Origin of the sequence: Enterococcus sulfureus ATCC 49903 (genome assembly GCF_000407605.1) — a bacterium.
GTDB lineage: Bacteria > Bacillota > Bacilli > Lactobacillales > Enterococcaceae > Enterococcus_G > Enterococcus_G sulfureus.
The window spans coordinates 194273-217911 of record NZ_ASWO01000007.1; the positions used below are offsets into that span (position 1 = coordinate 194273).

21 protein-coding genes and 1 other annotated feature are annotated in these 23639 nt (G+C 37.2%); of the genes, 4 read left to right on the top strand and 17 right to left on the bottom strand.

Annotated features, from left to right (window positions below):
* Window positions 1-45 precede the first annotated feature (45 nt).
* The 4 genes from I573_RS10925 to I573_RS10935 all read left to right on the top strand — a co-directional run bounded on the left by I573_RS10925 (window position 46) and on the right by I573_RS10935 (window position 2079).
* On the top strand, window positions 46-507 hold the full coding sequence (locus tag I573_RS10925) for a GNAT family N-acetyltransferase (protein ID WP_016186322.1): 462 nt from the start codon (window positions 46-48) through the stop codon (window positions 505-507).
* A gap of 57 nt (window positions 508-564) precedes the next feature.
* Window positions 565-708: a hypothetical protein gene (locus tag I573_RS11535; protein WP_016186321.1), complete on the top strand. Its 144-nt coding sequence runs from the start codon at window positions 565-567 to the stop codon at window positions 706-708.
* Between the two features lie 60 nt (window positions 709-768).
* Window positions 769-1098 carry a hypothetical protein gene (locus I573_RS10930; RefSeq protein ID WP_016186320.1) on the top strand — a complete coding sequence of 110 codons (330 nt, stop codon included), beginning with the start codon at window positions 769-771 and terminating at the stop codon, window positions 1096-1098.
* 252 nt (window positions 1099-1350) lie between these two features.
* On the top strand, window positions 1351-2079 hold the full coding sequence (locus tag I573_RS10935) for a DUF554 domain-containing protein (RefSeq protein ID WP_016186319.1): 729 nt from the start codon (window positions 1351-1353) through the stop codon (window positions 2077-2079).
* Window positions 2080-2123: 44 nt separating this feature from the next.
* On the opposite strand, the gene I573_RS10940 is transcribed toward I573_RS10935, so the two are convergent.
* The 17 genes from I573_RS10940 to I573_RS11020 form a co-directional block, all read right to left on the bottom strand.
* A complete protein-coding gene (locus I573_RS10940; RefSeq protein ID WP_016186318.1) occupies window positions 2124-4724 on the bottom strand; it encodes a Cna B-type domain-containing protein in 2601 nt (866 codons plus the stop codon).
* Window positions 4725-5117: 393 nt separating this feature from the next.
* Window positions 5118-5303, bottom strand: a complete 186-nt coding sequence (locus I573_RS10945; protein WP_016186317.1) for a hypothetical protein — start codon at window positions 5301-5303, stop codon at window positions 5118-5120.
* A 62-nt stretch (window positions 5304-5365) separates the two neighbouring features.
* Complete coding sequence (locus I573_RS10950; RefSeq protein WP_016186316.1) at window positions 5366-6697, bottom strand: TrkH family potassium uptake protein; 1332 nt, start codon at window positions 6695-6697, stop codon at window positions 5366-5368.
* Window positions 6698-6794: 97 nt separating this feature from the next.
* The gene (locus tag I573_RS10955; protein ID WP_016186315.1) at window positions 6795-9545 is read right to left on the bottom strand and encodes a cation-translocating P-type ATPase; all 2751 of its coding nucleotides are present in this window, start codon (window positions 9543-9545) and stop codon (window positions 6795-6797) included.
* A gap of 54 nt (window positions 9546-9599) precedes the next feature.
* Window positions 9600-9644: a sequence feature (sodium ion sensor (DUF1646 type); this cis-regulatory element may regulate processes involved in with the transportation of sodium ions), on the bottom strand.
* A gap of 234 nt (window positions 9645-9878) precedes the next feature.
* Window positions 9879-13016, bottom strand: coding sequence for an SbcC/MukB-like Walker B domain-containing protein (locus I573_RS10960; RefSeq protein WP_016186314.1), 3138 nt, complete (start codon window positions 13014-13016; stop codon window positions 9879-9881).
* Window position 13017: 1 nt separating this feature from the next.
* The gene (locus I573_RS10965) at window positions 13018-14217 is read right to left on the bottom strand and encodes a metallophosphoesterase family protein (protein ID WP_016186313.1); all 1200 of its coding nucleotides are present in this window, start codon (window positions 14215-14217) and stop codon (window positions 13018-13020) included.
* A gap of 104 nt (window positions 14218-14321) precedes the next feature.
* Window positions 14322-14828 carry a QueT transporter family protein gene (locus I573_RS10970; RefSeq protein ID WP_016186312.1) on the bottom strand — a complete coding sequence of 169 codons (507 nt, stop codon included), beginning with the start codon at window positions 14826-14828 and terminating at the stop codon, window positions 14322-14324.
* Window positions 14829-14945: 117 nt separating this feature from the next.
* On the bottom strand, window positions 14946-15689 hold the full coding sequence (locus I573_RS10975; protein WP_016186311.1) for a 3-oxoacyl-ACP reductase: 744 nt from the start codon (window positions 15687-15689) through the stop codon (window positions 14946-14948).
* On the bottom strand, window positions 15686-15907 hold the full coding sequence (locus tag I573_RS10980; RefSeq protein ID WP_016186310.1) for a DUF2829 domain-containing protein: 222 nt from the start codon (window positions 15905-15907) through the stop codon (window positions 15686-15688). The genes I573_RS10975 and I573_RS10980 overlap by 4 nt, the downstream gene beginning before the upstream one ends.
* An 85-nt stretch (window positions 15908-15992) precedes the next feature.
* Window positions 15993-16889: an N-acetylmuramic acid 6-phosphate etherase gene (gene murQ / locus I573_RS10985; protein ID WP_016186309.1), complete on the bottom strand. Its 897-nt coding sequence runs from the start codon at window positions 16887-16889 to the stop codon at window positions 15993-15995.
* 195 nt (window positions 16890-17084) lie between these two features.
* The gene (locus tag I573_RS10990) at window positions 17085-18419 is read right to left on the bottom strand and encodes an FAD-dependent oxidoreductase (RefSeq protein ID WP_016186308.1); all 1335 of its coding nucleotides are present in this window, start codon (window positions 18417-18419) and stop codon (window positions 17085-17087) included.
* A gap of 11 nt (window positions 18420-18430) precedes the next feature.
* Window positions 18431-19132, bottom strand: a complete 702-nt coding sequence (locus I573_RS10995; protein ID WP_016186307.1) for a YoaK family protein — start codon at window positions 19130-19132, stop codon at window positions 18431-18433.
* A gap of 69 nt (window positions 19133-19201) precedes the next feature.
* Entirely contained in the window at window positions 19202-20365 is a 1164-nt protein-coding gene (locus I573_RS11000) for a cupin domain-containing protein (RefSeq protein ID WP_016186306.1), read from the bottom strand.
* Window positions 20366-20654: 289 nt separating this feature from the next.
* On the bottom strand, window positions 20655-21245 hold the full coding sequence (locus I573_RS11005) for a histidine phosphatase family protein (protein ID WP_016186305.1): 591 nt from the start codon (window positions 21243-21245) through the stop codon (window positions 20655-20657).
* A gap of 77 nt (window positions 21246-21322) precedes the next feature.
* Window positions 21323-22198 carry a LysR family transcriptional regulator gene (locus tag I573_RS11010; RefSeq protein WP_016186304.1) on the bottom strand — a complete coding sequence of 292 codons (876 nt, stop codon included), beginning with the start codon at window positions 22196-22198 and terminating at the stop codon, window positions 21323-21325.
* A 12-nt stretch (window positions 22199-22210) separates the two neighbouring features.
* Window positions 22211-22555, bottom strand: coding sequence for a hypothetical protein (locus I573_RS11015; RefSeq protein ID WP_016186303.1), 345 nt, complete (start codon window positions 22553-22555; stop codon window positions 22211-22213).
* A gap of 152 nt (window positions 22556-22707) precedes the next feature.
* The gene (locus I573_RS11020) at window positions 22708-23529 is read right to left on the bottom strand and encodes a hypothetical protein (RefSeq protein ID WP_016186302.1); all 822 of its coding nucleotides are present in this window, start codon (window positions 23527-23529) and stop codon (window positions 22708-22710) included.
* Window positions 23530-23639: the final 110 nt, after the last annotated feature.

A 23639-nucleotide genomic window follows, 5' to 3' on the forward strand; every position in this document is an offset into this window, starting at 1 on the left:
AGTATAAACAATGTGCTATACTACATCTAAAAAGGTGGATTTCAAATGAAACTTCTCCCAATGACACAAGACATTTATCCTATTTATTTAAAACAAGCAATCAAAGATTTTGCTGAAGATAAAGTCCAAGCAAAAACATGGAACAAAGAAGAGGCACTTGCGCTTTCTAAAGCTAGCTTTCGCTCTTTATTACCGGAAGGATTAGCTACTAAAGGACATTATTTATTGACTATTGCATTAGCTGATCAAGCGATTGGCTATACTTGGATTTATTTTGAATCAGAAAACACAGAGGAAGCCTTTGTCTATGATTTTTTACTCGTTGAAGACTATCGTGGTAAAGGATACGGTCAAGAAGCCATGCAAGCAATCAAGGTGTTTTGTAGTCAGTTAGGGGCTACAAAACTTTCATTGCATGTATTTGGTCATAACCAGCGTGCTTTACATGTTTATGAAAAAGTAGGATTTCAAATTACCGATTATTCGTTAAGTGTTGATTTAGTTTAGGTAAACTTAAGGTTGGGCTTTTATACTAGCTGTATACCAACTAAAGGAGTGTTGTTTATGATCTCAACTCAATTTACTGTACCTGTTTCTCAATTAGAAAGTTACATTACAAAAAGGATTACACTAGATTACCAAGTGGTTCCTTTATCAAAAAAAGAAGAAGAATTTTTAGCGCTTTATCCAATTGAAACCAGTTATTAATTGTTGAATCAGTTAGAAAAGCGTATACTTAAGAAAAGGGTTTCTTAAGGAGTGAGCAGGATGTGGCAACTACTTGGAATTGGAATGTTAGTCGTTGTATTTATAGTTATTTTTAAAATGAATCGATCGCCCGTTTATCAAACTACGACCAATGATGTTTTAGTAAAGTTTCACTCAGAAGCAGCGAGTAGTACTTTTTTAAACAATAAAAAATTACAAATGCTAACAACATGGACACCTTACGATCAATCAACCTATCAAGGAACGGTAGCTCTATCGACAATACAACTACAAGAACTGATTTGTAAGGAGTGTCATTTAAGCCAAGACCAACTCACAGTGACACGTCCTTATGATGCCAATATGAGTACACGCTGGATTCGCTTTTAAAAGACCTGACAGAAATTTTCTGTCAGGTCTTTTTACTCGCACTACTTTCATTTGTTTTCTTTATAAAAAAACTATTCCATCATAATCGCCTATATTTTAAGCGCTACAAAGCAAAAACTTCTTAACAAGAAAAGATATCACCTATTTTTAGATACTATCTATATCTAAAAAACTCATCTTAATATTTACTCATTGTTTTCTTAAAATCTACTTGTTAGAATAGATAAGACTACGAAAAAGGACGTGAAGAATTTGCCATTAGGGATTATGATCAATTCAGCCGCAATTTTTATTGGCGGTATTTTAGGTGCATTTTTTGGCCAACAGGTTTCAGAAAAATTCAAACTTGAACTTACTATGATTTTTGGTGTTTGTTCAATGGCGATGGGAATCTATGCTATCGGACCAATGAAATACATGCCCGCTGTTATTTTCGCTGTAGTGATTGGAACTGCACTTGGCTTAGCCATTCATCTTGGAGATAAAATCAATCGCGGAGCCGCCTGGATGCAAAAACCAATCAGTAAATACATGAAAAATGATAAACTAGCTTTAGATCAGGATGATTTCATTCAAAACCTAGTGACGATTATTGTATTATTTTGTGCAAGCGGTACAGGGATTTATGGCAGTTTAGATTCTGGAATGTCTGGTGATCACTCGGTGTTGATTGCCAAATCGGTTTTAGACTTTTTTACGGCAGCGATTTTTGCTAGTCAATTAGGGATCGTCGTTTCTTTTATTATCATTCCGCAATTTATTATCTTTTTTATCTTATTCGTGTTAGCACAATTTATTTTTCCGTTGACGACGCCGGATATGATTTTAGATTTTAAAGCCTGCGGGGGCGTGTTAATGATTGCGACAGGCTTTCGGATTATTAAAGTCAAAATGTTCCCTACTGCCGATATGATTCCAGCAATGGTTTTAATTTTTCCTATCAGTTGGATCTGGGCAAATTGGATTTTACCGTTTTTATAGTACAAATAAACGCAGCGGTTAACAAACCGCTGCGTTTATTTGTACTACCACTCTTTACGAGATTTAATTGCATAAACAATACCACTGACAATTGCGACAATGACGATCGCAAGTCCTACATAGATCATCGATTGTTTGTAACGTCCACCAGTATCAGGTAACACACCATTTGGTTTGAACGTATTGATGATTGTTGTCCCATCGATTGCCGTTGTATAATTGTCTACCGGTTCTTCTTCAATGGTGTACGTATAGACTTTTCCATCTGCATCGTTTACTGGAAGATTCGTAAATGCATACGTCCATTTGCCGTTACTTCCTGCTTGGATCACTTGTTTTTCAAGTCGTTTTCCATCGCGAACTAACCAAATCGTAATTTCTTTTGGTCGCATTCCCGCTTGATCATCGCTGTCAATCCACTGTTTTTCACCTTTAATTTCAGTTAATTTCAATGTATTCGTAATCGTTGTGCCGTCGATCGTTGTTGTATAATAAGGAACTTTTTGTTCATTTACAGTATAGACATAATCTTTCCCATTTTGATCTTGTTTTAGCAAGTTATCAAAGGTATACGACCAGTTGCCGTTACTATCTGGTTTGATGACTTGTTCTTGAATTTTCGTACCGTTTTGTAATAATTCCACTACGATTTGTGTTGGACGTAAATTAGCGGCATTATTTTGATCATCCCACTTTTTTTCACCTTTGATCGCAGTCAGCAATAGATTATTCGTGATCGTTGTGCCATCAAGTACAGCTTCATATCCTGGAACTGGATCTTCTTTTACAGTATAGGTGTAGTTTTTTCCACTTTTATTTTGTAAAGGAAGATTTGAGAAATGATAAGCCCAATTTGTTTGTGCACTGACTTCCTGATGAGCAAATTCTTTATTATTTTGATACAAACGAACGGTAATTTTTTCCGGACGAAGTTGATAGTGGTTATTTAAATCATTCCATTTTTTCTCACCAGCTACATCTGTTAATCTTAGCTTATTGACAAAGTTGACACCATTCGCATCATTTTTTGTAGATGTACTGTAACCACCTACTTGAACTTCACTTACTCTGTATTTGTATTCATCGCCATTTTCGTCATATTTAGGCAAATCGTTAAAGGCATAACTCCAATTTCCCGATTCATCTGGTTTCACTGTTTGACGAGCGATTTCCTTATTGTTTTGATACAACACAAAGGTCAAATGATCTGGACGCGTATTGTACTGATTATCTAGGTCATCCCAAATCTTATGTCCCGTTTTATTGACTTTTTCGGTATTGACATAAGTGTTAGTGATATCGTTGCCTACGATCGTTGGCGTATAATTTGCGACTGGTTCCTCGGTAATCGTATACGTAGGACCTAATGGCAAATGATCAAATTGGTATTTCCAGTTGGTTTCTTTACTGACTTCTTGTTGTTTGTAGACTTGACCATCTTTTAATAAGTTGATCGTAATTTTATCTGGTCGAGTATTAAATTTGTTGTTGTAATCTTGCCATTTTTTCTCGCCTTCGACTTGTGTTTCTTTGACTTCGACTTTGAAAGGTATCGATAGATCGACTTTTTCTACTTGCCAAGTTAAAAGAGCCTGATAGTTTGCTGCTGGCCAAGTTGGACTTTTTACCGGTACATAAAAATAAGCCTTTTTCAAACGTAAATAACTAAGATTTAAATTAGGAATACTCTCAATAGAAGCTCCATCTTTTAGTTTCACATAATATTTTTTATTTTTTAAAATATAATTGATTGTTTTCCCATTATTTTTATCTGCAGAACTTGCCATATTGGTTAACTCAGTATTTGTTGCAGCATCAATAAGTGTATAAGGCATATTCGTTAAATCCGCACGAACGGGATAATCATATCCAGTCAATTCAAAGGTACCACTAGTTCGTGTAGTTGAATCAATAACCAATGGATTTTGCGTATTGACTGCATTCCCATTTTGATCAATAATTTGAACATTCAACGCAAATGCACTAGTCTGCGTGGCCTTATTTGCAGTATTTTTAGAAAAATCGAATACTTTATTGCTAAATGTTGTATTTGTATAATATTTTCCTGGTGTAATACCATCTGTAAAATACCAAGCTATATTTTGTGCAGTTGCATATCGAAAGGCTTCCAAGTCAGCATATTTTTCGAATTTTGAATTCTTTTTTTTATAATCAGAAAAAGATTGGTTAATAACATCATTTGGAGTAACTCCATTAAATACAGTATTCCGATAATAATCCATCAACACATCACTATCTTCACTAATCGCAAACCAAGACGCTACAATTTGGTCTAGATTTTTATATAAATTATTCCCCTTACCCGTTGATGAAGGATTACCATTGGAACCATCGTTACGATTCCTAAACTTTTCAGCTCCTTCATAAAGATAGTATTGGTCATAAGTTACCAAATCATCTGGATCAGGTGGAATTAGATACCTGTTTCCACAAATTGCCCAATCAAGTAATTGTTTATTTTTAGTTTGTGTATATACTGTAAAGTCATACTTAGGCTCACCATCTCCACCATAAACCTGACCCAAAGGTTGTACTGCCGCATGAACCGGAGTTGAAGAAAGTACAAGATAGATTATTCCACTTAATAGCGCTATCATATATTTTCCGATCTTTTTGACTCCCATTGTCGTTCCTCCTTAACTTTTATCCCCTACAACGTATCTAGTTATATTTTCTTTAGTATACAGAGAATAAAATAACTTAACACGAACAAGTTATAAATATGAGCGAACAATTTTGTAAGCTATTTTGTGCTAATTTTCTAAATTAAAGTCCGATGTGCTAAAAAATAAAAAAAAACAAAAAATACTATACTTCTTAGAATAGACCTATTATTCATCATTTTAAAAACAACAAATTTGAGCAAAAAAATAATTCCATTCATTTTATTTAATGAATGAAACAGTAAAAACTATTCTAATATAGTCTCAATTAAAAATAACATTAGATATTATTTTTGATAAAATGTAACGCAACTTTTATAGGTTATAAATAAAAAAAGCCGCCTAAGCGACTTTTTATGGATAATTCACATAAATAATAACAAGACCGATAACAAAAACAATCAATCCAATCACCGTAAAAGGAACAGCCATTCCGTTCCACGCTTTTTTATTGGTAAAGGCCCGCCAACGGTAACTGATTCCTGCCGCTGCTAAAAAGAATAACCCAATAAAAAAGATAATCACACCAGTTGTTAACATCGTTTTTCACCCCTTGCTAATAGTATAAAAAAATTTTTACAATTTTACCAATCTAAACCTAACTATCCTAATAAAACAGATTCTTCAGGATACTTTATTTTCACTTCTTGCTGATAAATTTTACGAGATAACGAATATAGAATCGTCAAAATCCCGACACGTCCAATAAACATTAAACTAATGATCACCAATTTTCCAACCAAACTTAGACTAGAGGTTGCGCCCATTGTCAATCCAACTGTTCCAAATGCTGAGACCACTTCAAATCCTAACACAACCAGTGTTTCATTAGACGTTGTCTCTGTAATCGTTAAAATAAATAAGCTGATTGTACAAATGGCTAGAGCTAAGAAAAATAACGTCATTGCCTTTGCCACCGCAACTTCTCGGATGGTACGTCCAGAAATTTCGGTACGTGTTCGTCCTTTGAACAAGGAACGAACTTTTGCGATCAATACGGCTAAGGTCGTTGTTTTTAGTCCTCCAGCCGTCGAACCTGACGTTCCACCGATAAACATCAACATCATCGTAAGCATCAATCCAGCTTGTGGCATATTGGCATAGTCTAACGTAAAAAAGCCAGCTGTTCTAGGCGTTACACTCAAGAAAAAACTATCCAATAAACTCTTTCCAAGAGATGTTTTGGGCATGATCAAATAAAATAAACCCCATCCGACAAGCAGTAAGATCCCCGTCATTTTTAGTGCCAAACGACTATGTAAACTCAATTTTTTATGTCTGATTTGTAAAAGATCTGTCCATACTAGAAATCCAAGCCCCCCTGAAATGATCAAGAAACTGATGGTCAAAATAATAATAGGATCTCCTTTAAAAGCCACCATACTTGTCCCAAATAAATCAAATCCTGCATTACAAAAACTAGAGATAGCATGGAATACGCTATACCAAATACCTGTTGCAACTCCATACTTTGGAATAAAACGAATCGCTAATAGTCCGATCCCGACTAATTGAATACTACCTGCGATCTTTAAAATCGCTAAAGCCAACTTTACTTCTCCAGAACGGCTTTCCATATTCATCGATTCACGTAATACTAGACGTGTGCTTAAATGAATTCGTTTTTTCCCAACAAAATAAATAAAAATTGGAATCGACATGAATCCTAATCCGCCTATTTCAATCAACATCAAGATCACGCTTTGACCAAATAAACTAAATTGTTGATCAATTAAAAGTGGTGACAGACCGGTAACACAAATTGCGGATGTGGCAATAAATAAAGCATCGATCCATTGTGGACTATCTTGTTGATTACTAATAGGCAACATCAGCAAACCCGTTCCAAGTAAGATCAGACCAATAAATGTCCCAGTAATGATCTCTGCCGGCGAAAAATGAAAGGGACGACGTTTTTTGCGTAACGAGTGCACGAGCATACTCCTTTGTCATTTAGAATACTCTTACTATACCAAACTCACGAGATGAAAAAAAGAAGAAACAAGTTTCCTTGTTTCTTCTTAAGTTATTTTACCAAATCTTGATCCCAAAAACTTCTTTGATTCCTGATAAGACAAAGGTTGGTAATGCTGGGATAAAAATCACCATCATATAAATTGGTAATGTCAATGGTGCTGTTCCCATGACTGTATTAAAGAATGGAATGATCGTCACTAAGAACGAAGAAATCGCTGCAAATCCAACTGCCAATAACAATCGAGGATTTCCAAATGGATTTCGTCTAAACAACGTTTTTGAACTTCTTGCATCAAATACATGCCACAATTGACCGTAAACTAAAGTTAAAAAGGCAACCGTTTGTGCTTCATTAGATGACATTCCAGCTTTTGCTGCAAGATAAAAAGCTGCAAATACAACTAATCCCATTACAGTACCGCGAATCAAGACACGTGACCACGTATAATTGGCTAAAACAGATTCTTTAGGATCACGTGGTTGTTCTTTCATAATATCAGACTCTGCAACATCATATCCTAGAGAAAATGAAGGGACTGCATCACTGACCATATTGACCCATAGCACCATTAATGCAGTTAATACCGGCGTTGATCCCGGAACATTGCCAATCGTGTGCGTAAAGAAGAACAATCCAATAAGTAAAGACAAGACCTCGGCTACGTTTGTCGTTAACTCATGACGCATAAAGTTTTTGATATTGCCATAGATCGTTCGTCCACTTTGAACCGATTTTTCGATCGTCGTAAATTTATCATCAAGTAAGATCAAATCAGCTGAATCTTTGGTGACCTCAGTTCCGGCAATCCCCATCGCGATTCCGATATCTGCTACACGTAAAGCGGGTGCGTCATTTACACCATCACCTGTCATCGCTACAACTTCTCCATGTGCTTGTAATTGTTTCACGATTCGTTGTTTATGCTCAGGAGATACACGTGCATAGACGTTCGTCGTTTTAACTTTTTCAAATAATTCATCGTCTGTCATCTCTTCAAGTTCGACACCTTTGATAACAGGTGCTTGTTTATCGTTGACGATCCCTAATTCATAAGCGATCGCACGTGCTGTTTTTTCATGATCCCCTGTGATCATCACGACTTCAACATTTGCTTCATGAAGGACTTTGATCGATTCTTTGACTTCTTCGCGTGCAGGATCGATAATTCCAGCTACGCCCGTTAAAATCAATTCTTGCTCTAATTCCTCAACGCTTGCCTCCATTGCTTGTTCTTTGGTCAATGGACGATACGCCACTGCCAAAGTACGCAATGCTTTCTCAGCATACTCTTCAACGGTTTGATTGAATTGTTGTTTGGCATGATCACGAGTATCGATCTTATCTGCAACTAAGACGCCTTGGCTTTGATTTAGGACTACATCAGGAGCGCCTTTCGTATACAACATGTAGCCATCTTGGTTTTGAATAACCACACTCATCATTTTACGATCACTTGTAAATGGTAACGTACGTATGATCGTTTCGTTTTCTAATAAATCATTTTTTCGAACGTTAGCTTTTTGACCTAATACAGTTAAGGCAACTTCAGTAGGATTACCAAAAGGCTTATAGTCGCCATCGACTTCTTTAACGGTCGCTTCGTTACATAAAACTGCACCATATAAAAACGGTTGCGCATTAGTTTTTTGATCAGATAATACTTTGATCGATCCTTTTGGTGCATACCCTAGACCCGTTACGTCATAAGAAGTTCCATTAGCAGTAAATTTTACTACTGTCATTTCATTTTTCGTTAAGGTTCCGGTTTTATCAGAACAAATATAAGACGTTCCACCTAGTGTTTCCACACTGGTTAACGATTTGATCAAGCCTTTGTTTTTCGCCATTTTCGCAGCACCGATCGTCAACACGATCGACAACACTGCGGGTAATGCATCGGGAATCGAGGCTACAGCTAAGGCAATCGAAGTCGACAAAACAGATGTAATCGAGTCGATACTAAATTCTCCAGCACGAATGATTCCTACGATAAACGTTAACACTACGATACCACCAGAAATCAACATCAGTGTTTTTGTTAATTGACTAACGGTGTTTTGTAACGGTGATTTTTTTGAGCCAACTGATTGAATCAATTGTGCGATGTTCCCTAATTCCGTATCTTTTCCAACACCGACAACCACACCGATCCCTTGACCATTGGAAACGGTTGAACCAGAAAATCCCATATTGATCCGATCACCAACTTCAACGGTTTCTGTAATGACTTCTGTTGTTTTTTGGATTGCATCGGCTTCACCAGTCAAATGTGATTCGATGACTTGTAATTCATTGGCTTCAATCCAACGAACATCTGCTTCCACAAAATCGCCAACTTGTGCTCGAACAATATCGCCTACCACGAGTTCTGTTGCCACGATTTTTTGCCACTGCCCATCTCGCAGTACGGTCGTTTGTCGATTATTCATTTCTTTTAGTGCATTTAAACTTTTACGCGCACTGATCTCTTGCCAAAATCCTAAACAAGCATTGATCAAAATCAAAATCAAGATTGCAATCGCTTCATAGAGCGCTTCAACGCCATGTTTTGGATCATTTTGAATTTGAAAGGCATAATAAGAGCTTAAAAATGAGAGCACAACCGCCCCAAGTAATACAATGACGATCGGTTCTTTAAAATTTTTCAAAAAGACCTTCCAATAGGGATCTTCTGCTTCTTCCGGTAATTTATTTTCTCCGTATACTTCTCGTTGGTTGATTACTTGCTTTGGTGATAATCCAGTGTTTGGATCTACTGAGAATTCCTCTAAAATCAGTTCTTTTTCTTTTTTATAATGCAGCATATCTGTCCTCATCCTTTCGTATTTGAACACAAAAAAAGAGCGCGCAACAAGACTGTTCCCTCACCCTTGGGAACTATGTCTTGAAGCTTACGCTCAACCTTTTGTCTTTATTAAGTTAATATTATCTTATCACAAAAAATAACATATTTCAAGATACTTGCTTATCGAATGAATAAGACTATAACATACACTCGATTAACTCCTTTATTTCAGCTGATCTTTTTTAGCTTTATTATCGAAGATTATAGATCGTTTCTACTATAATATAGTCTCTTTACAAAAGAAGAAATTTACACATCAATAGGCTTAACTAACAAATTAAATAACTAAATTTTATTTTATTTCACGAATGGATAATCGGCTACTTCCATTGCCTAATTTTTTGATGATCAATTGTTGTCCGATTCGTTCCTTCATTTCTTCCACATGACTGATGACACCAACCATCCGATTTTCACCAATTTTTTCTAAAGCCTCCATCGCTTGCTCTAATGTATCCTTATCTAGTGAACCAAATCCTTCGTCGATAAACAATGCATCGATCATCGCACCATTGGTTGTATTTTGGACGACATCAGATAGTGATAATGCAATCGATAAGGCTGCTATAAAGGTTTCGCCGCCAGATAAGGTTTTAGTCGAACGAATCGTTCCCGTTGCAAAATCAAATACATCGATATCTAATCCTGTATCTCGACGTCCATTTTCTTGTGAGGTATTCAGTAAAAACTCATAGCGCCCTTTGGTCAACTGACGAATATAGCGTTGATTTGCATAGTCTAACACTTGCATCAAATATTCTTGAATGACATAAGTCTCTAACTTTAGTTTGTTTCCTTTCACACCCTTGATGACTTGATACAATTCACTCAACTCATTAAATTGTTGTCCTTTGATCCCCTGTTTTTCTAGGATTGCTTCGATGGATTGTGTCAGTTCATTCATTTGCTCAACTGTGTATACCAACTTTGTCACATGAGCGGCTTGTGTTTGCTGTAGGGCATACTTTTCGTCTTTTTCTCTTTCTTTTTCGATAAGATTTGGTTTTGTTTGATCTACTAAGCGTGTCTTTAAACGCTCGATCTCAGAGGATAAATACCGCGATTTTTCCTCATATGCATGAATAAATTTAGTCCAACTTTCATGCGCTAACCCTTCTTCAAACAGTACCGAAAGTTCCTCTTGTGTAAACGAAAGTTGATGCTCAAGCGTATAGCTTTCGATACGACTTTCCACTTCTGCTAATTCGTTTTGTTGCATTTGTTCTTGCTCGATGAAGCTATTTAACATCAACTCATGACTCATTTTTTCCTCTGATAGGGTGTGATGCGTTTCTTCTAATTCTGCGATTGTTGTTTCAAGAGCGAGAACCTCTTGTTGACCCTCGATTGTTTGCACTTCATAATCTTGTGTGGTATCAAGATCAGTTGCTTGTTTATACAATTCTTCGATTCGTGTCTTAATACTCTGACAAATCGCACGGCCTGTTGCATCGTCTTGTTGGATGTTTATTTGCTTACGTGTTAGAGTATCAACTTCATTTGTAAGTGTTGCAAGCTGTTCTGCCACGTTTCTTTCTTTTTCTTGAACTTCAGCAAGGTGTTGCTCTTTCTTTGTCACTTCTTGAGCTAGTTCTTCTAGTTGCTCTGTTTTTACTGAACATTGCGTTGCAACCTGTTGATAAAGAGTGTGCTGTTCAAGCTCATATTCTTTGTATCTTGAGGTATGAACTTCACGTTGTTTTGTAGTATATTCATTTTGCTGGTTCAATTGGGTCAACTCAACGATACAGTCTTGTAACTGTCTACGAATTTCGTCGACTGCAGTCATTTTATCTAGCAATTTTTTTTCATCTGCTTGTACTTCATGAATGTGATGAACTGTTTCACCACAAACCATACAGACTTCTCCTAGCGTCAATTCAGTTTGAAGTTGCGCAATCATAAGCGCACGCCGATCAGACTCTAATTCCTGAAGTATTGCATCATACTCTTGTTTTTTATGTTCTAATTCTTCAATTTTTTGACGATCGTGTTGGAGTTGTTGTGTACATACATTTATTTGTTCTTCTTCATTTTGTAGTTCTTTGGCTAAAGCCACAAGCCTAGTATAGCTTTGCGTGATCATGGCTAATTGGTTAGTCAATTCTTCCTGATTAGGCAACTTGGCTTGTTGAAGCATAAGTTCTTGTTTAGATGTTTCAAGTTGTTCGAGTTGATCAGTGAGTGTAGTTTGTTCTTGAGTTAGTCTGTCACAGAGTTCATGTTGTACCTCTAATTTTGTGGTCTCCGCTTTGATTTGAGCTGCAAGTTGACTATATTCAGTAAAATGAGAAACTTTTTCTTGCTGTTTTTTTAATGATGCTTTTAACGTAGAAAGCTGATCAAACCGTGATGAAAATTCAGTCCATTTTATCTGAATTTGATCGACTACACCTTGCTGATGTAGTCGTTTTTTTGTGCTTTCTTTTAGTTTTACTTGTAATATCTCTCGTTCTTTTTGCCAAGCGTCTAATGGCTGAATCAAGCGATATCTCGCTAATTTTTCACTTAGTTGCGTATAGTAGTCGTGTTGTCCAACGATCTCTTTCTCATATTGCGATGTCACATGTGCTAAATTTTCAAAATCGTTTTCGAGAATCACTACTTTTTGATACTCTTTGTCTGCTAGTTTATATGTAGACTCAGCAGTTTTTAATTCTGCCTTTGCTTGTTGGATTTTTTCCTCATATTCACCAATCGTTGTTTTGATTATCGTGATCTTATCTGCAGTTGGTGTATGCGACAATGTATTTTGAAGTTCTTCTGGCCAACTTGGACTGTCATAGCGTTCGTCTAAACGTTGTTGCAAACTTTCTGCTGCGTGTTTTTCTTCTTTATAGCGTGCTTCTAATTGTTTCGTAAACTCCGCAAATAATTGTGTGCCAAAAATCGTTTTTAAAATTGGTAATTTTTCTTCTGTTTTTGAGTGTAAAAAACGTTGGACATCATTTTGTGGCAACAACATGATCTGCTTGAACTGAGCCGCATTGAGCTGCAATAATTCATCGATTGCCTGAGCAACGTCTACTGGTTTTCCTGCGATAAATTCAAGCTCTGTTCCGTCGATTTGATCGACAATCGTCAGTTTTGCTGTTGGTTTATGCTCAGTCACACCTTTTCCTCTAGCCGATTTTCGCATTTGCTTGATCGTACGTTCGATTTTATATAACGTATCATGATGTCGAAAATATAAGGTCACTTGCGTAAGCTCATCTTCAAGTGTCGCAAAAGTAGAGCGCATTTCTTCTACTTTACGTTCATTTGTTGTTTGGTAAAATAGCGCAACGGTCATGGCATCAAATAATGTACTTTTTCCAGCTCCTGTATCTCCGCTGATCAAAAACAACGGTGAAGTTTCAAGCGATTCGAAATTTAATGTCAAATGTTGATAGGGACCAAAATTGACCATTTCTAATTGTACAGGTTTCATCTTATTTCTCCTTTAATACCTCATTTACAACCTCTTCGATAACTGTTCGTTGATAATCAGATGGTACTTGTTTCGTGATCGTTTCATAAAACATTTGGATCGTTTGTTCTGGTGCTCTTTCTTTTAGCCCAATCGTCGGATCTTCTTTACGCTCGTTTTTCACTCGTTCTTCAAATGTTAATTCGATGACCGTACCATAAATCTCTTCTAGACGCGATCGAATATTGATACCTGCAAGTTGTCTGCGATCGTATGCGAGTAACTTGATACTAAACCATGCTTCACCACAAGGATACTGCGCATAAAACTCACGGTCGCACAATTGTTCAAAAGTTGCTTCTAAAGTGATGATCGGACGTTTTACATCAAGTTCGTGATAGTTTTTTTTGATCCCCTCTTGAGTCACATCTACGATATAGACCCCTTTACGATCTTCTTTTTTTGCTTCTTGACTATCAAAATGAACTGGACTTCCACTGTAGACAATCGTTTTACTCGGGCTCGCAAAATGCGTATGGATATGGCCGAGTGCGACATAGGAAAAATCATGGAATAGATCACTCGTTAATGAAGCCAATCCACCTACTGTTGAACTTGTTTCAGATGTCCGCCAATTGGTTAAGGCATGCTCTGTTTGTTCTTTTTTTGTTACTGCAAAATGCGTGACCAGTACTTGACGTTTTGTTGGATCAAAGGTTTGACGCATTTCTTCAATAATCCGAGTGATTCCTTGTGCTAATGTTCGGTATTCTTTGACTTGTTCTATTGTCTCTTGCAACACATGCTGACAAAAGATTCGTATCTCACTTGGATCTACAAACGGTAACAAATACAATTGTACCTCTTTTGTTTCAATCGGCTGAATACTTTGAAGAAGTGTCGTATGTAAAAATAATTGATGGCTTGGATAAAAAGCTTGCCCAAATCCAAGTCGTTTGGCACTATCATGATTGCCGCTGATGGCATAGACTGGAATCTGTTCGTCTACGACTAAATGCTCAAGCATCTCATTTAATTCTTCAACAGCAGATAGAGGTGGGATCGATCGATCGTATAAATCTCCTGCGATCACAATGCCATCGACTGCTTCTGCTTTAGCAAGTGCGACGATCTGTTCATATGCATAGCGTTGTTCTTCTTTTAAACTAAATCCATTCAACGTGCGACCGATGTGCCAGTCTGCGGTATGTAAAAATTTCATAAATGTCTCCTTTTATCTGTACTAAGAATATTATACCGAACTCAATCCACAAAAAAAGAACAACTCTGATGCGAGTCATTCTTTTTTTCATTCCCTATAGCTACTTATTTTGTAAAATCGATGCGTTTTGCTACCCAGTAGATGATCACACCACCTACTGCCATCGAAGCCAATTCACCTACTCCAATAACCAACCAGTTTAAAAAGAATGGTGCTCCGGTAACAAGTGTCAGCTGTCCTGCAATCGTAAACATTGAAAAGGCAAATACACAGGCTGTTACGATCATTTGGATTTTTCTAGAAGTGATTTGGCGCGTGATATAATAATTAATCCACAATACGATCAATGTACTTACACTTCCTACTACAACATCAAGCATGCCTAGAGGAGACAATAAATTAGCGATCAAAACACCTAATGTTACTGCCCAAATATATTTTTTATTGTATAACGACAAATAATTGAACATCTCCGATAAACGAATTTGTATCGCACCAAAGCTGATTACGGCTAAAACGATTGTGATCGCAACATATAATCCCGTCACAATCCCTAATTTCGCCAATTCATTTGTAGACATGTTCGCTGTTGTTTCGTGTTTATTTTCCATATGTAGTTCTCCTTTACAAGTGTTTCACTTGCTGATTACCTATAACCAAAGGACGGGAATGTGTTCCAACTGAAGTGTTATAGGGCGTTTACCGCTAGTTGCTATCATACAGGAAAATTATTTTAATGTCCAACCACCATCGATGGGTACGATGGCTCCTTGAAGATAATTAGAATCAGAACTAGCCAAAAATAAGGTTAACGCTGCGACCTCTTCAGGTTCTGCCCAACGCTGAACTGGGGTTTCTTTTGCGACCCATTGTGCCAGTTCACCATCTCCTTGAAAATCAGCCGCATTCATCGGTGTTTTGATGGCACCTGGTGCAATGGCTTTAACCGATATCCCTTGAGCGGCATAATCGAGTGCCAGTTGTTTGGTAAATCCGACAATCGCATGTTTGAATGTGGTGTAGGCGATACCGCCGCCACCCGCAACTAATCCAGCAATCGAAGCCATATTGAGAATGACACCTGCTTTTTTTTCAAGCATCTGAGGCAATACGGTTTTCGTCAGACGAAAATAACTCAAGACATTCGTCTCATAAATCGTTTGCCACAATGTTTCATCTGTTTCAAGTAAGGGTTTATACGCATCTAAAACACCAGCAGTATTCACTAAAATATCAATCGTTCCAAATGTTGCTTCACATAATCTAACGGCTTCTTCTAGGACTTCGTTTTGCGTGATATCTCCTTGAAAATAGCTTAAGTTAGACTGTGGATCTATGACTAAAGATTGACGGTCGATGCCAAAAACCCGCGCACCTTGAGCTAAAAAAGCGTCCATTTGTGCCTTCCCAATACCTGAAGCTACACCTGTGATCAATACCACTTTTTGATTCAGTGAAGGATATTGGTTCATTCGACGATAGCCCAATCATCGGCTAAAATATCACATACAGTCGGTGCAAAACTTGAAAATCCTTCATCACTTGTTTTGATCAAAAAATAAGGGGTGACGGGACAGTGATCAAATACATCATCGCTGACTAGCGTGACATAAAGTTCAAATCCACTCCAACCTTTACGAATGATTTTAGCACCTTTTTTTACTTCTGGTAAAATCTCTTCAAATGTCATCTGAATTCCTCCTTCTTTTTCACAACTGCATTAGTATAGCATATTCTATTTTATGTATAAAAAAAAGAATACAATTGTATTCTTTTTAAAGTGTTTCTTTAATGAATCCTTTTGCGTTTGCTAATTTTTCTTTGGCTTCTTCTTTTGAAGTATCTGTCAAAATCATAACAATTGCTAATTTAACTTCTTGATCAGCTTGTTCAAAATAGTCGCTAGCTACTTCATAAGATACATCGGTGGCTTGCATGATAATTCGTTTTGAACGTTCGACTAATTTTTCATTAGTCGGTTGGACATCGACCATTAAATTTCCAAATACTTTACCGATACCGATCATACTGATCGTTGAAATCATATTTAGAATCATTTTTTGCGCACTACCTGATTTTAAACGCGTTGAACCCGTTAGAAATTCTGGTCCAGCGTCGACTTCGATGGGATACATCGCATGTTGACTGATTTCAGCATCTTGATTGCATGACAAACTCGCTGTAGTCGCACCAATTTCTTGTGCGTAATCTAAACCACCGATCACGTAAGGTGTACGCCCACTGGCAGCAATACCTAATACAACATCTTTTTCTGATAAATTTAATTCAGCTAAATCTTTTGCTCCAAGATTTGTCGAATCCTCTGCTCCTTCGACTGCAACGGTCATCGCTTGCTGTCCACCGGCAATCAATCCAATGACCATATCAGCAGAAACACCAAACGTTGGCACACACTCTGCTGCATCCAAGACACCTAAACGACCACTCGTACCTGCTCCCATATAAATTAAACGACCACCTTGTTGAAAAGCAACGATTACTGCCTGAATCACACGCTCGATTTGTGGCAAAATAAGCGCAATCGCTTCTGGGACTTGATGATCTTCTTGATTCATGATCGCCAGTGCTTCATGAATACTCATTTCATCCAAATGTGTTGTTCGCTCATTTCGTCTTTCTGTCGTCAATCGGTCTAAATTGATTTGAGTCATCTCAATCTTCCTTCCTTTATTGTTGTTTCTTATAATCTATAATTTTTATATTTTTTTGAAATTTCATTTCTAATGCTAGTATACCGTTTAAGAAATAAAATTTCAACATTTATTAACTTTATTTTTAATAATGTTTCATAGAAAATAAAAAAACATCATCGACTATCTCTTTATCAGATACTCGATGATGTTTGGTTAACTCCAGAAACGATCCAACTCATTAATTAAAGAAGGATAGGCATAGAGTTGATGACGCCGTTCTTCTTTTGTCCAATTCGCATGTAGACTTTGGGTAATATAATTGATCAATAAATCGGCTTCTTGAGCAAGGGCCGTTGCCCCCACGATATGATTATCACTTTTTCGTTTGATAATTTTTAAGCGTGCACCTTCTTCAGCAACCTTTCGACTATCGATCCAATCATCCATGTTCAGTTCTTTGATGTCATAGTGTTCTGGATCGTCTTGTGCCTCGTGAATGAGCACACCTGCTTGCGCTAGTTTGGGCTGGCTAAATGTTGACATCGCTGGAATCGGATAACGTATCGGCGCTAATTGATATTCTGTCAAATGTTCGACTAGATATTGAGCTTGTAAAACAGCATATGTGGCTAATTTCGGAACTGCTTGATTATTGCAATCTCCACAAGCAAAAATATGTGGCTGCGATGTCTGTAAATGATCGTTTACTTTGATGCCGTGTGTATCAAAGTAAACGCCCGCTTTCTCAAGTTCAAGCGCTTCTATTTGTGCCACGCGACCTGCAACACGATAGACAGCATCAACTTCTTGTTGTTTTCCTGTTTGACTCGTTACGTTCAATCGTCCATTTTCTAAACGTTCAATCGATTTGATCGTCTGATTGAATTCAAATCGTACACCACGTTTTTTATTGATCTCAATCAATTGTTGAACAAAAGAACGATCAAAGATACGTAACGCTTGGTCGTTATGTTGCCAAACATTTACAGTCGCACCAAAGGCTGTCGCAATCGACATGAACGCAAATGAAATAATCCCTGCACCAATAAATAAAATGTCTTTAGGCAAGGTATGTTGTGTTAAAAAGTGACGACTGTCATATGTATAGTCAGCCCCTTCAAACGTAAACGTTCGATCTTGTCCACCTGTTGCCAAAATAAATTGTTTTCCTTGGTAGATGATTCCATCCACTACGACTTCTTGTGGCGATTGAAAAACAGCTTGCCCAAATACGGTATCAATTCCTGCTTTTTCAAGAGCTTGCTCATGAAGTAATGATTCATTTCCTTCTATCATGTTGATGCGATTCATTGCTTGTTGCCAATCCAACTGTTGTGGTTCGGTAATCCCATAATCAGCGAAACGTTGATTTTGATAATAATGTTTCGCCATGGCCACGAGTTCTTTTTTCTTGGTACTTCCTGCATTGTTCACGACACCGCCAAAATCACGATTTTCGATCACTAACACCGTTTTCCCTGCTTTTTTCAAACCAAATGCCACAGTCAATCCTGCTAAACCACTCCCAATAACAATTACATCATACATTTTCTCTCCTCCTAATCTGGGTCGATCACAATCGCATGATTTTCTGCTTTAATGATTTTCGAATAAATCGCAATGCCGATCAAAAATAATGCTGTAAACCATAATGATTTTTCAACAAATTGGACCGTTAACAAAGTTCCAATCAAGCCTCCGCAAGCAAAACCAAGTAATACAGAAAAGTACAACCAGCTATTTTTCAATGCTCCTTTCTGTCCGGCAAATGCTTGAACGATATAGTTAAATGCCAATTGGACAACTAGCGTGACCGCAACGTTTCCATAAAGCATCCCATCGATTTTGTGAAATGCATTCCCTTGCATACCTGCTAAAAATGAAATGATCATACAAATATGTAGCGTTTCAAATAGGCCATTGATCCCAGAAAATCCAAGTAAAATCAAGATGATTGCTTCAATTATCAAAATTTCAAATGCCCAAATTTCTTTTTTCTTCACACCAATTACTTCTAAGATTCCAGTTGCAACCGAACCTAATCCAAAACATAAAATCGTAATCAAAACTGTTCCTAAATGGTCCCAACTTTTTGTAGCAATCGTTTGTCCGATCAAAATAATATTTCCAGATTGAACCGTGCTAAATGCCTTTCCAATAAAATAGGTATACCCATCCATTGATCCTGCAGCAATGGCTAATAAAAATGCGATCATCGGCAATTCCATAACTGGAAAAGTCGGTACACGCCGGTTATTCATATTGATTTCCTCCTTATTAGTCTATAAAAAAATTGTCCAGAAAAGAGGCTTTTCCAGACAATGTTAAAATTATTCAGGTTTTTTGTACCAAATGACAGGTTGTGGAGTTTCTGGTACAGGCAATGACTCAGCAAATTGCTTGGTCACATTTAAGTGATCGGCCACCATTTGAGCCGGTGAGGTACCAAGCCATTTGTTTAGTGAAATATCTGAATAATCAGGATTTTTGAAGACTTCCACAAAGCGCAATGGCTCATCTCCAATATTTTGAACATAATGTCCGGCAACGATTGGCACAACACCTACATCACCTGCTTGAAAATTGAATGTCCGAGCTAATCCTGCTGAATTAAACACGGTCATTTTGGCTTTTCCTTGAATATAGTATTGCCATTCAGCAGCTTGTGGATGCCAGTGTAGTTCGCGCATTCCACCAGGCTCTACTTCAACAAAAGCAGCAGAAATCGTTGTTGCTGCTGGGAACACACTTTGGTCCACGATTTTTACTTTTCCAGCTTCTGACATGATTGGATCTAATGTATCGATATGGAAAGTAAACGGTGACGGCACGGTCCCTTGACTACTTGGACGATCCACTTCTGAGATTGGTCCTGGAACATTTGCTTTAAAAATATATTTTTCTGACTTTGGAAAACTTTCTAAATCACTAATATGTTTTTTGAAATTTGCCGCTACAATATCTTTTGGAGTGTGAGCAAGCCAATCTGAAACTAAAAAGGTGTTGTTTTCTGAGAAGTCAGGTTCGCTAAAGACTAATAAAAATTCACATCCTTGATCTAGTGCTTCAATCGAATGTGGAATTCCCGCTTCAAAATTCCAAATATCGCCTTCTTTAACGTCGTCAATGAAACTGCGACCATGCTCATCGATTGCGGTTACACGAGCATTTCCATATAACATCAAGCCCCATTCAGCTTCTTTGTGCCAATGCATTTCGCGATACGCACCTGGTTCCAAGCTCATATTTACTCCTGCTACATCGCGTGATGAAGGTAATTCACGATTTGTAATTTCGCGTGTCCATCCGCCTTCTTCCAATCGTTGATGTGCATCTGAATAGCTAAAACGTAAATTTTCAATCGTACCGTGATCTGTTGCAGGTGGTACTAAAATATCCGGATTTTCTTGATCACGCATAAGATTGCGTGGTCCGTGATCGATCCAACCTTTACCATCTGAATCTCTAAATGGTTCTACTCGTTTATCTGTCATACCTACACCCTACTTTCTAAGTTTATATAGTTAGTGTAGCGAACTTTACTTTGGTATTCCACGAACAAGATAAATGATTTCACTGACAATTTTGTCACTTTTTAACTAGATAACACCTTTTTTGACACAAGAAAAAACAGATGCTACAACAATGCAGCACCTGTTTCTTTGTATAAGTTTCAGCTTCAATTTGGTATATGCATTTATTAAATAAATCGTTTTCTTTTTATAATGCTCATTATAATAACGAAATAGATCGATATATCATTTACTATTCCTTTAGAAAAATTTAAGAAATCAATGTCGTCGGATGGATGATTTCACGAAACGTAACTGTTTCTTTCTCAAACTCAAACACTAAAATGCAGCAGTTACTAAATTTTAATGTAGAGACGATCTCTTCTGGAACGATTTTTTGAATAAAGCGATACATCGCCCCACCGTGACTAACGGCTAAAATCGTATCGCCTGGCGTAGATTCCATCATCTGTTTGATTGTGTTATACATGCGCAATTGCACATCATCTGCACCCTCACCGCCATATGGAACAAAAAAATTCCCATAAGATGTTTCTCCTGGCTGATGTTTCGGATTTAAGCGTTCACTTTCACCTTCAAAAATACCAAAATTCCATTCTTTCAGTCCTTTTTTAGAAATCACTTCTTCACATTCAGCCACAATTTTCGCTGTATCGACTGCACGTTCTTGTGTAGAAGCATAGACTTCATCAAATACAATTTGATTCATTTGAAAATAAGCTTTTGCTTGTTGCGCTTGTGTGATGCCTAATTGTGTTAATGGTGAATCACACGCTCCTTGAATTTTACCTAATTGATTAAATAGTGTCTGACCATGACGCATTAAATACAAAGTTTTCATACAAAACCCCTCCGATAAATCATTGTGTCTTTAGTATGCAAAAAAAAGAGAGAGTTGTCGAATACCTCTTTTTTCCCTTAACTATGCTTTTCAAGCATAGCATTAAGATAAGCAATAAAGGTTTGTACCAAAGGAGAACGCAATTGTTGTGTCGGGTATACAATAGCTGTAGCTAGCTCAAGTTCAGTTTGAAAAGGTATAAATACAAGTTCTGGATGCTGTAAAGGAAGTTCAAGAGATACACATAGCGCATTAGTTGCGTGAATAAAGTATAGACAGTTATGCAATAATGTATATTCTCCGGCGATTTGTGCTTGATGGTAAGCTGAACCAAGTTTAGTTTGCAAATAGTTTTGTACCGTGTCATTCTTCGATATCCAAAGTGGAAACTCCTCAAGATCGCTAGTATCGAGCGTTTGGTTATGCGCCAATACATGTGATCGATCAACATACACACCAAAACGTTCTTGTTTTGAAAAAGGATGCATCGTATATCCTTCTTTTTTATTGATTGCTAAAATGATACCTAAATCTAGGAGGCCTTGTGCCAATTGCTGCTGGATCAATTCCGCATTTCCGCTAACCAATTCAAGCTTAACATTAGGATAACGTTGTTGAAATTGTTGGAAAAGCGCAGCAAATTCAGCCATACTCTTAAATTCTCCAGCACCGATTGTTATGGTTCCCGAAAGTTCTTCAGATTGCTGGAATTCATCTCGTATTTTTTCTTCTAGACGAAACATTTCAACTGCGCGTTGTTGCAATAATAAGCCAGCTTCAGTTAGGCGTAAACCTTTGGTATTTCGTTCAAATAACCGACAGTGAAGCTCTTCTTCTAATTGTTTCAACTGTCTTGATAGTGTTGGTTGAGTTAAATGTAATCGTGCAGCTGCTTTTGTAATCGAGCCTTCTTCAGCTACATATAAAAAATAGCGTAAAACACGTAATTCCATCTTGATTACTCCTTATTCTCGAACTTCCCATTTTGTCACTGTTAATTGTTCCACATCAGAAATCGCAAGTTCCAATGCTTGTGCTTGTCGTTTGAAATAAGTTAGATCTTTTGCTAGATCATGTAAAAAGTTTGCTTTCATTTTTAAAATATTCTCGCGATCAATACACCAAGTAATATAGCCATCTGCTGTTTGTTGTACCCGATACTGATCGTGTAACGGAAGCTTATGCTGGGTGAATACCTGACTATCTTCACTTAAGATTACATATTTTTCTTGTATCTCTTGAATATCTAAGGACTCGATCCACACACCGCGTTCATCATTATACGTTAAACAATACACATGTCGATTCATCTTCATCCCCTCTTTTCTTGAAAGTGGCTTTATTATAGCGCAAGTCGTCAAAAAGTACGACTAATACTATCAAAAAAGCTAATCTACACTCCATGACGTTAGGTATACTAAGATACTGTGATCATTTCATTTAGATTAGCTTGAGTCATTATTTAGTTCGTTACACCATAAAAGGCTGTACCTTCATTTTTCCAGCCGATATTTACTAAGTTATCGCGCTCTCCTGCACTCGTTGTGTAGTGATGAGAACCAGGTCCTTTAGCATTTGGATTAAATACACGGTAAACAGGTACTTGTTTGGCTAAATCAGAGAAGAAAACTTGTCCTTCTTGATTCCAACCAGCTTTACCTACTGCATCGTATTCTGCGACATTGACTGTGTAAAAATGTTCGCCACTATTTGGATTGTATAAGCGATAAATTGGTTGACCTTCTGTTGGGGCATCCCAAGCAATGTTTTCGTCGTTCCAACCAAGTGATACCACATGCATCGCTTCAGCTTGATTCGCTGTATACAAATGACCACCATTATTTGGATTATAAACACGATAAATTGGCATGCTAGTTGTTTCTGCTGCTGGCTCAAATGTTGCCCATAATTTATCTGTCACTTTTCCTGTTTGTAGTGAAACAGATTGAGCATAGATTCGTTCATTCGGTTGTAATTTACGATTCAATTCAAACCAAACGTACATTTTTGTACTGCCAGAATCATAGCCTAAAGGAACTAATTTATTGCCTTTTTCATCATAAATTGTAGTCGACGTATATGGATCTACAGTGATGGTTACTTTTTTTCCATTTGGATCAATGACAAAATCACTTGCACTACGTAAACTACGTGAGGCCATAGCACTTTCTTGAACTGGTGTTGCAACTGGTCCTTGAACTTCTTGCGCGACTGCAACTTGTCCAAATAAACTTGGCGCAATCAATAACGCTGCAAATGTTCCCATTAAAATTGTTTTTTTCATGCTGACACGTCCTTTTCTAGTTGTCTTCTTTTTTATTTTAGCACAATCCATTTAATTGTAAATACTTTCATTGCAATTACATTACAAATATTACTTTAATATATATATTT

What these genes read in the sequence shown, in the direction of transcription:
- I573_RS11535 (WP_016186321.1), top strand. Translation starts at nt 565, where the DNA reads ATGATCTCAACTCAATTTACTGTACCTGTTTCTCAATTAGAAAGTTAC.
- I573_RS11015 (WP_016186303.1), bottom strand. Translation starts at nt 22,555, where the DNA reads ATGAATCGACATGTGTATTGTTTAACGTATAATGATGAACGCGGTGTG.
- I573_RS10960 (WP_016186314.1), bottom strand. Translation starts at nt 13,016, where the DNA reads ATGAAACCTGTACAATTAGAAATGGTCAATTTTGGTCCCTATCAACAT.
- I573_RS10955 (WP_016186315.1), bottom strand. Translation starts at nt 9,545, where the DNA reads ATGCTGCATTATAAAAAAGAAAAAGAACTGATTTTAGAGGAATTCTCA.
- I573_RS10970 (WP_016186312.1), bottom strand. Translation starts at nt 14,828, where the DNA reads ATGGAAAATAAACACGAAACAACAGCGAACATGTCTACAAATGAATTG.
- I573_RS11010 (WP_016186304.1), bottom strand. Translation starts at nt 22,198, where the DNA reads ATGGAATTACGTGTTTTACGCTATTTTTTATATGTAGCTGAAGAAGGC.
- I573_RS10995 (WP_016186307.1), bottom strand. Translation starts at nt 19,132, where the DNA reads ATGAATAACCGGCGTGTACCGACTTTTCCAGTTATGGAATTGCCGATG.
- I573_RS10945 (WP_016186317.1), bottom strand. Translation starts at nt 5,303, where the DNA reads ATGTTAACAACTGGTGTGATTATCTTTTTTATTGGGTTATTCTTTTTA.
- I573_RS10975 (WP_016186311.1), bottom strand. Translation starts at nt 15,689, where the DNA reads ATGAACCAATATCCTTCACTGAATCAAAAAGTGGTATTGATCACAGGT.
- I573_RS11000 (WP_016186306.1), bottom strand. Translation starts at nt 20,365, where the DNA reads ATGACAGATAAACGAGTAGAACCATTTAGAGATTCAGATGGTAAAGGT.
- I573_RS10925 (WP_016186322.1), top strand. Translation starts at nt 46, where the DNA reads ATGAAACTTCTCCCAATGACACAAGACATTTATCCTATTTATTTAAAA.
- I573_RS10930 (WP_016186320.1), top strand. Translation starts at nt 769, where the DNA reads ATGTGGCAACTACTTGGAATTGGAATGTTAGTCGTTGTATTTATAGTT.
- I573_RS10980 (WP_016186310.1), bottom strand. Translation starts at nt 15,907, where the DNA reads ATGACATTTGAAGAGATTTTACCAGAAGTAAAAAAAGGTGCTAAAATC.
- I573_RS11020 (WP_016186302.1), bottom strand. Translation starts at nt 23,529, where the DNA reads ATGAAAAAAACAATTTTAATGGGAACATTTGCAGCGTTATTGATTGCG.
- I573_RS11005 (WP_016186305.1), bottom strand. Translation starts at nt 21,245, where the DNA reads ATGAAAACTTTGTATTTAATGCGTCATGGTCAGACACTATTTAATCAA.
- murQ (WP_016186309.1), bottom strand. Translation starts at nt 16,889, where the DNA reads ATGACTCAAATCAATTTAGACCGATTGACGACAGAAAGACGAAATGAG.
- I573_RS10940 (WP_016186318.1), bottom strand. Translation starts at nt 4,724, where the DNA reads ATGGGAGTCAAAAAGATCGGAAAATATATGATAGCGCTATTAAGTGGA.
- I573_RS10990 (WP_016186308.1), bottom strand. Translation starts at nt 18,419, where the DNA reads ATGTATGATGTAATTGTTATTGGGAGTGGTTTAGCAGGATTGACTGTG.
- I573_RS10965 (WP_016186313.1), bottom strand. Translation starts at nt 14,217, where the DNA reads ATGAAATTTTTACATACCGCAGACTGGCACATCGGTCGCACGTTGAAT.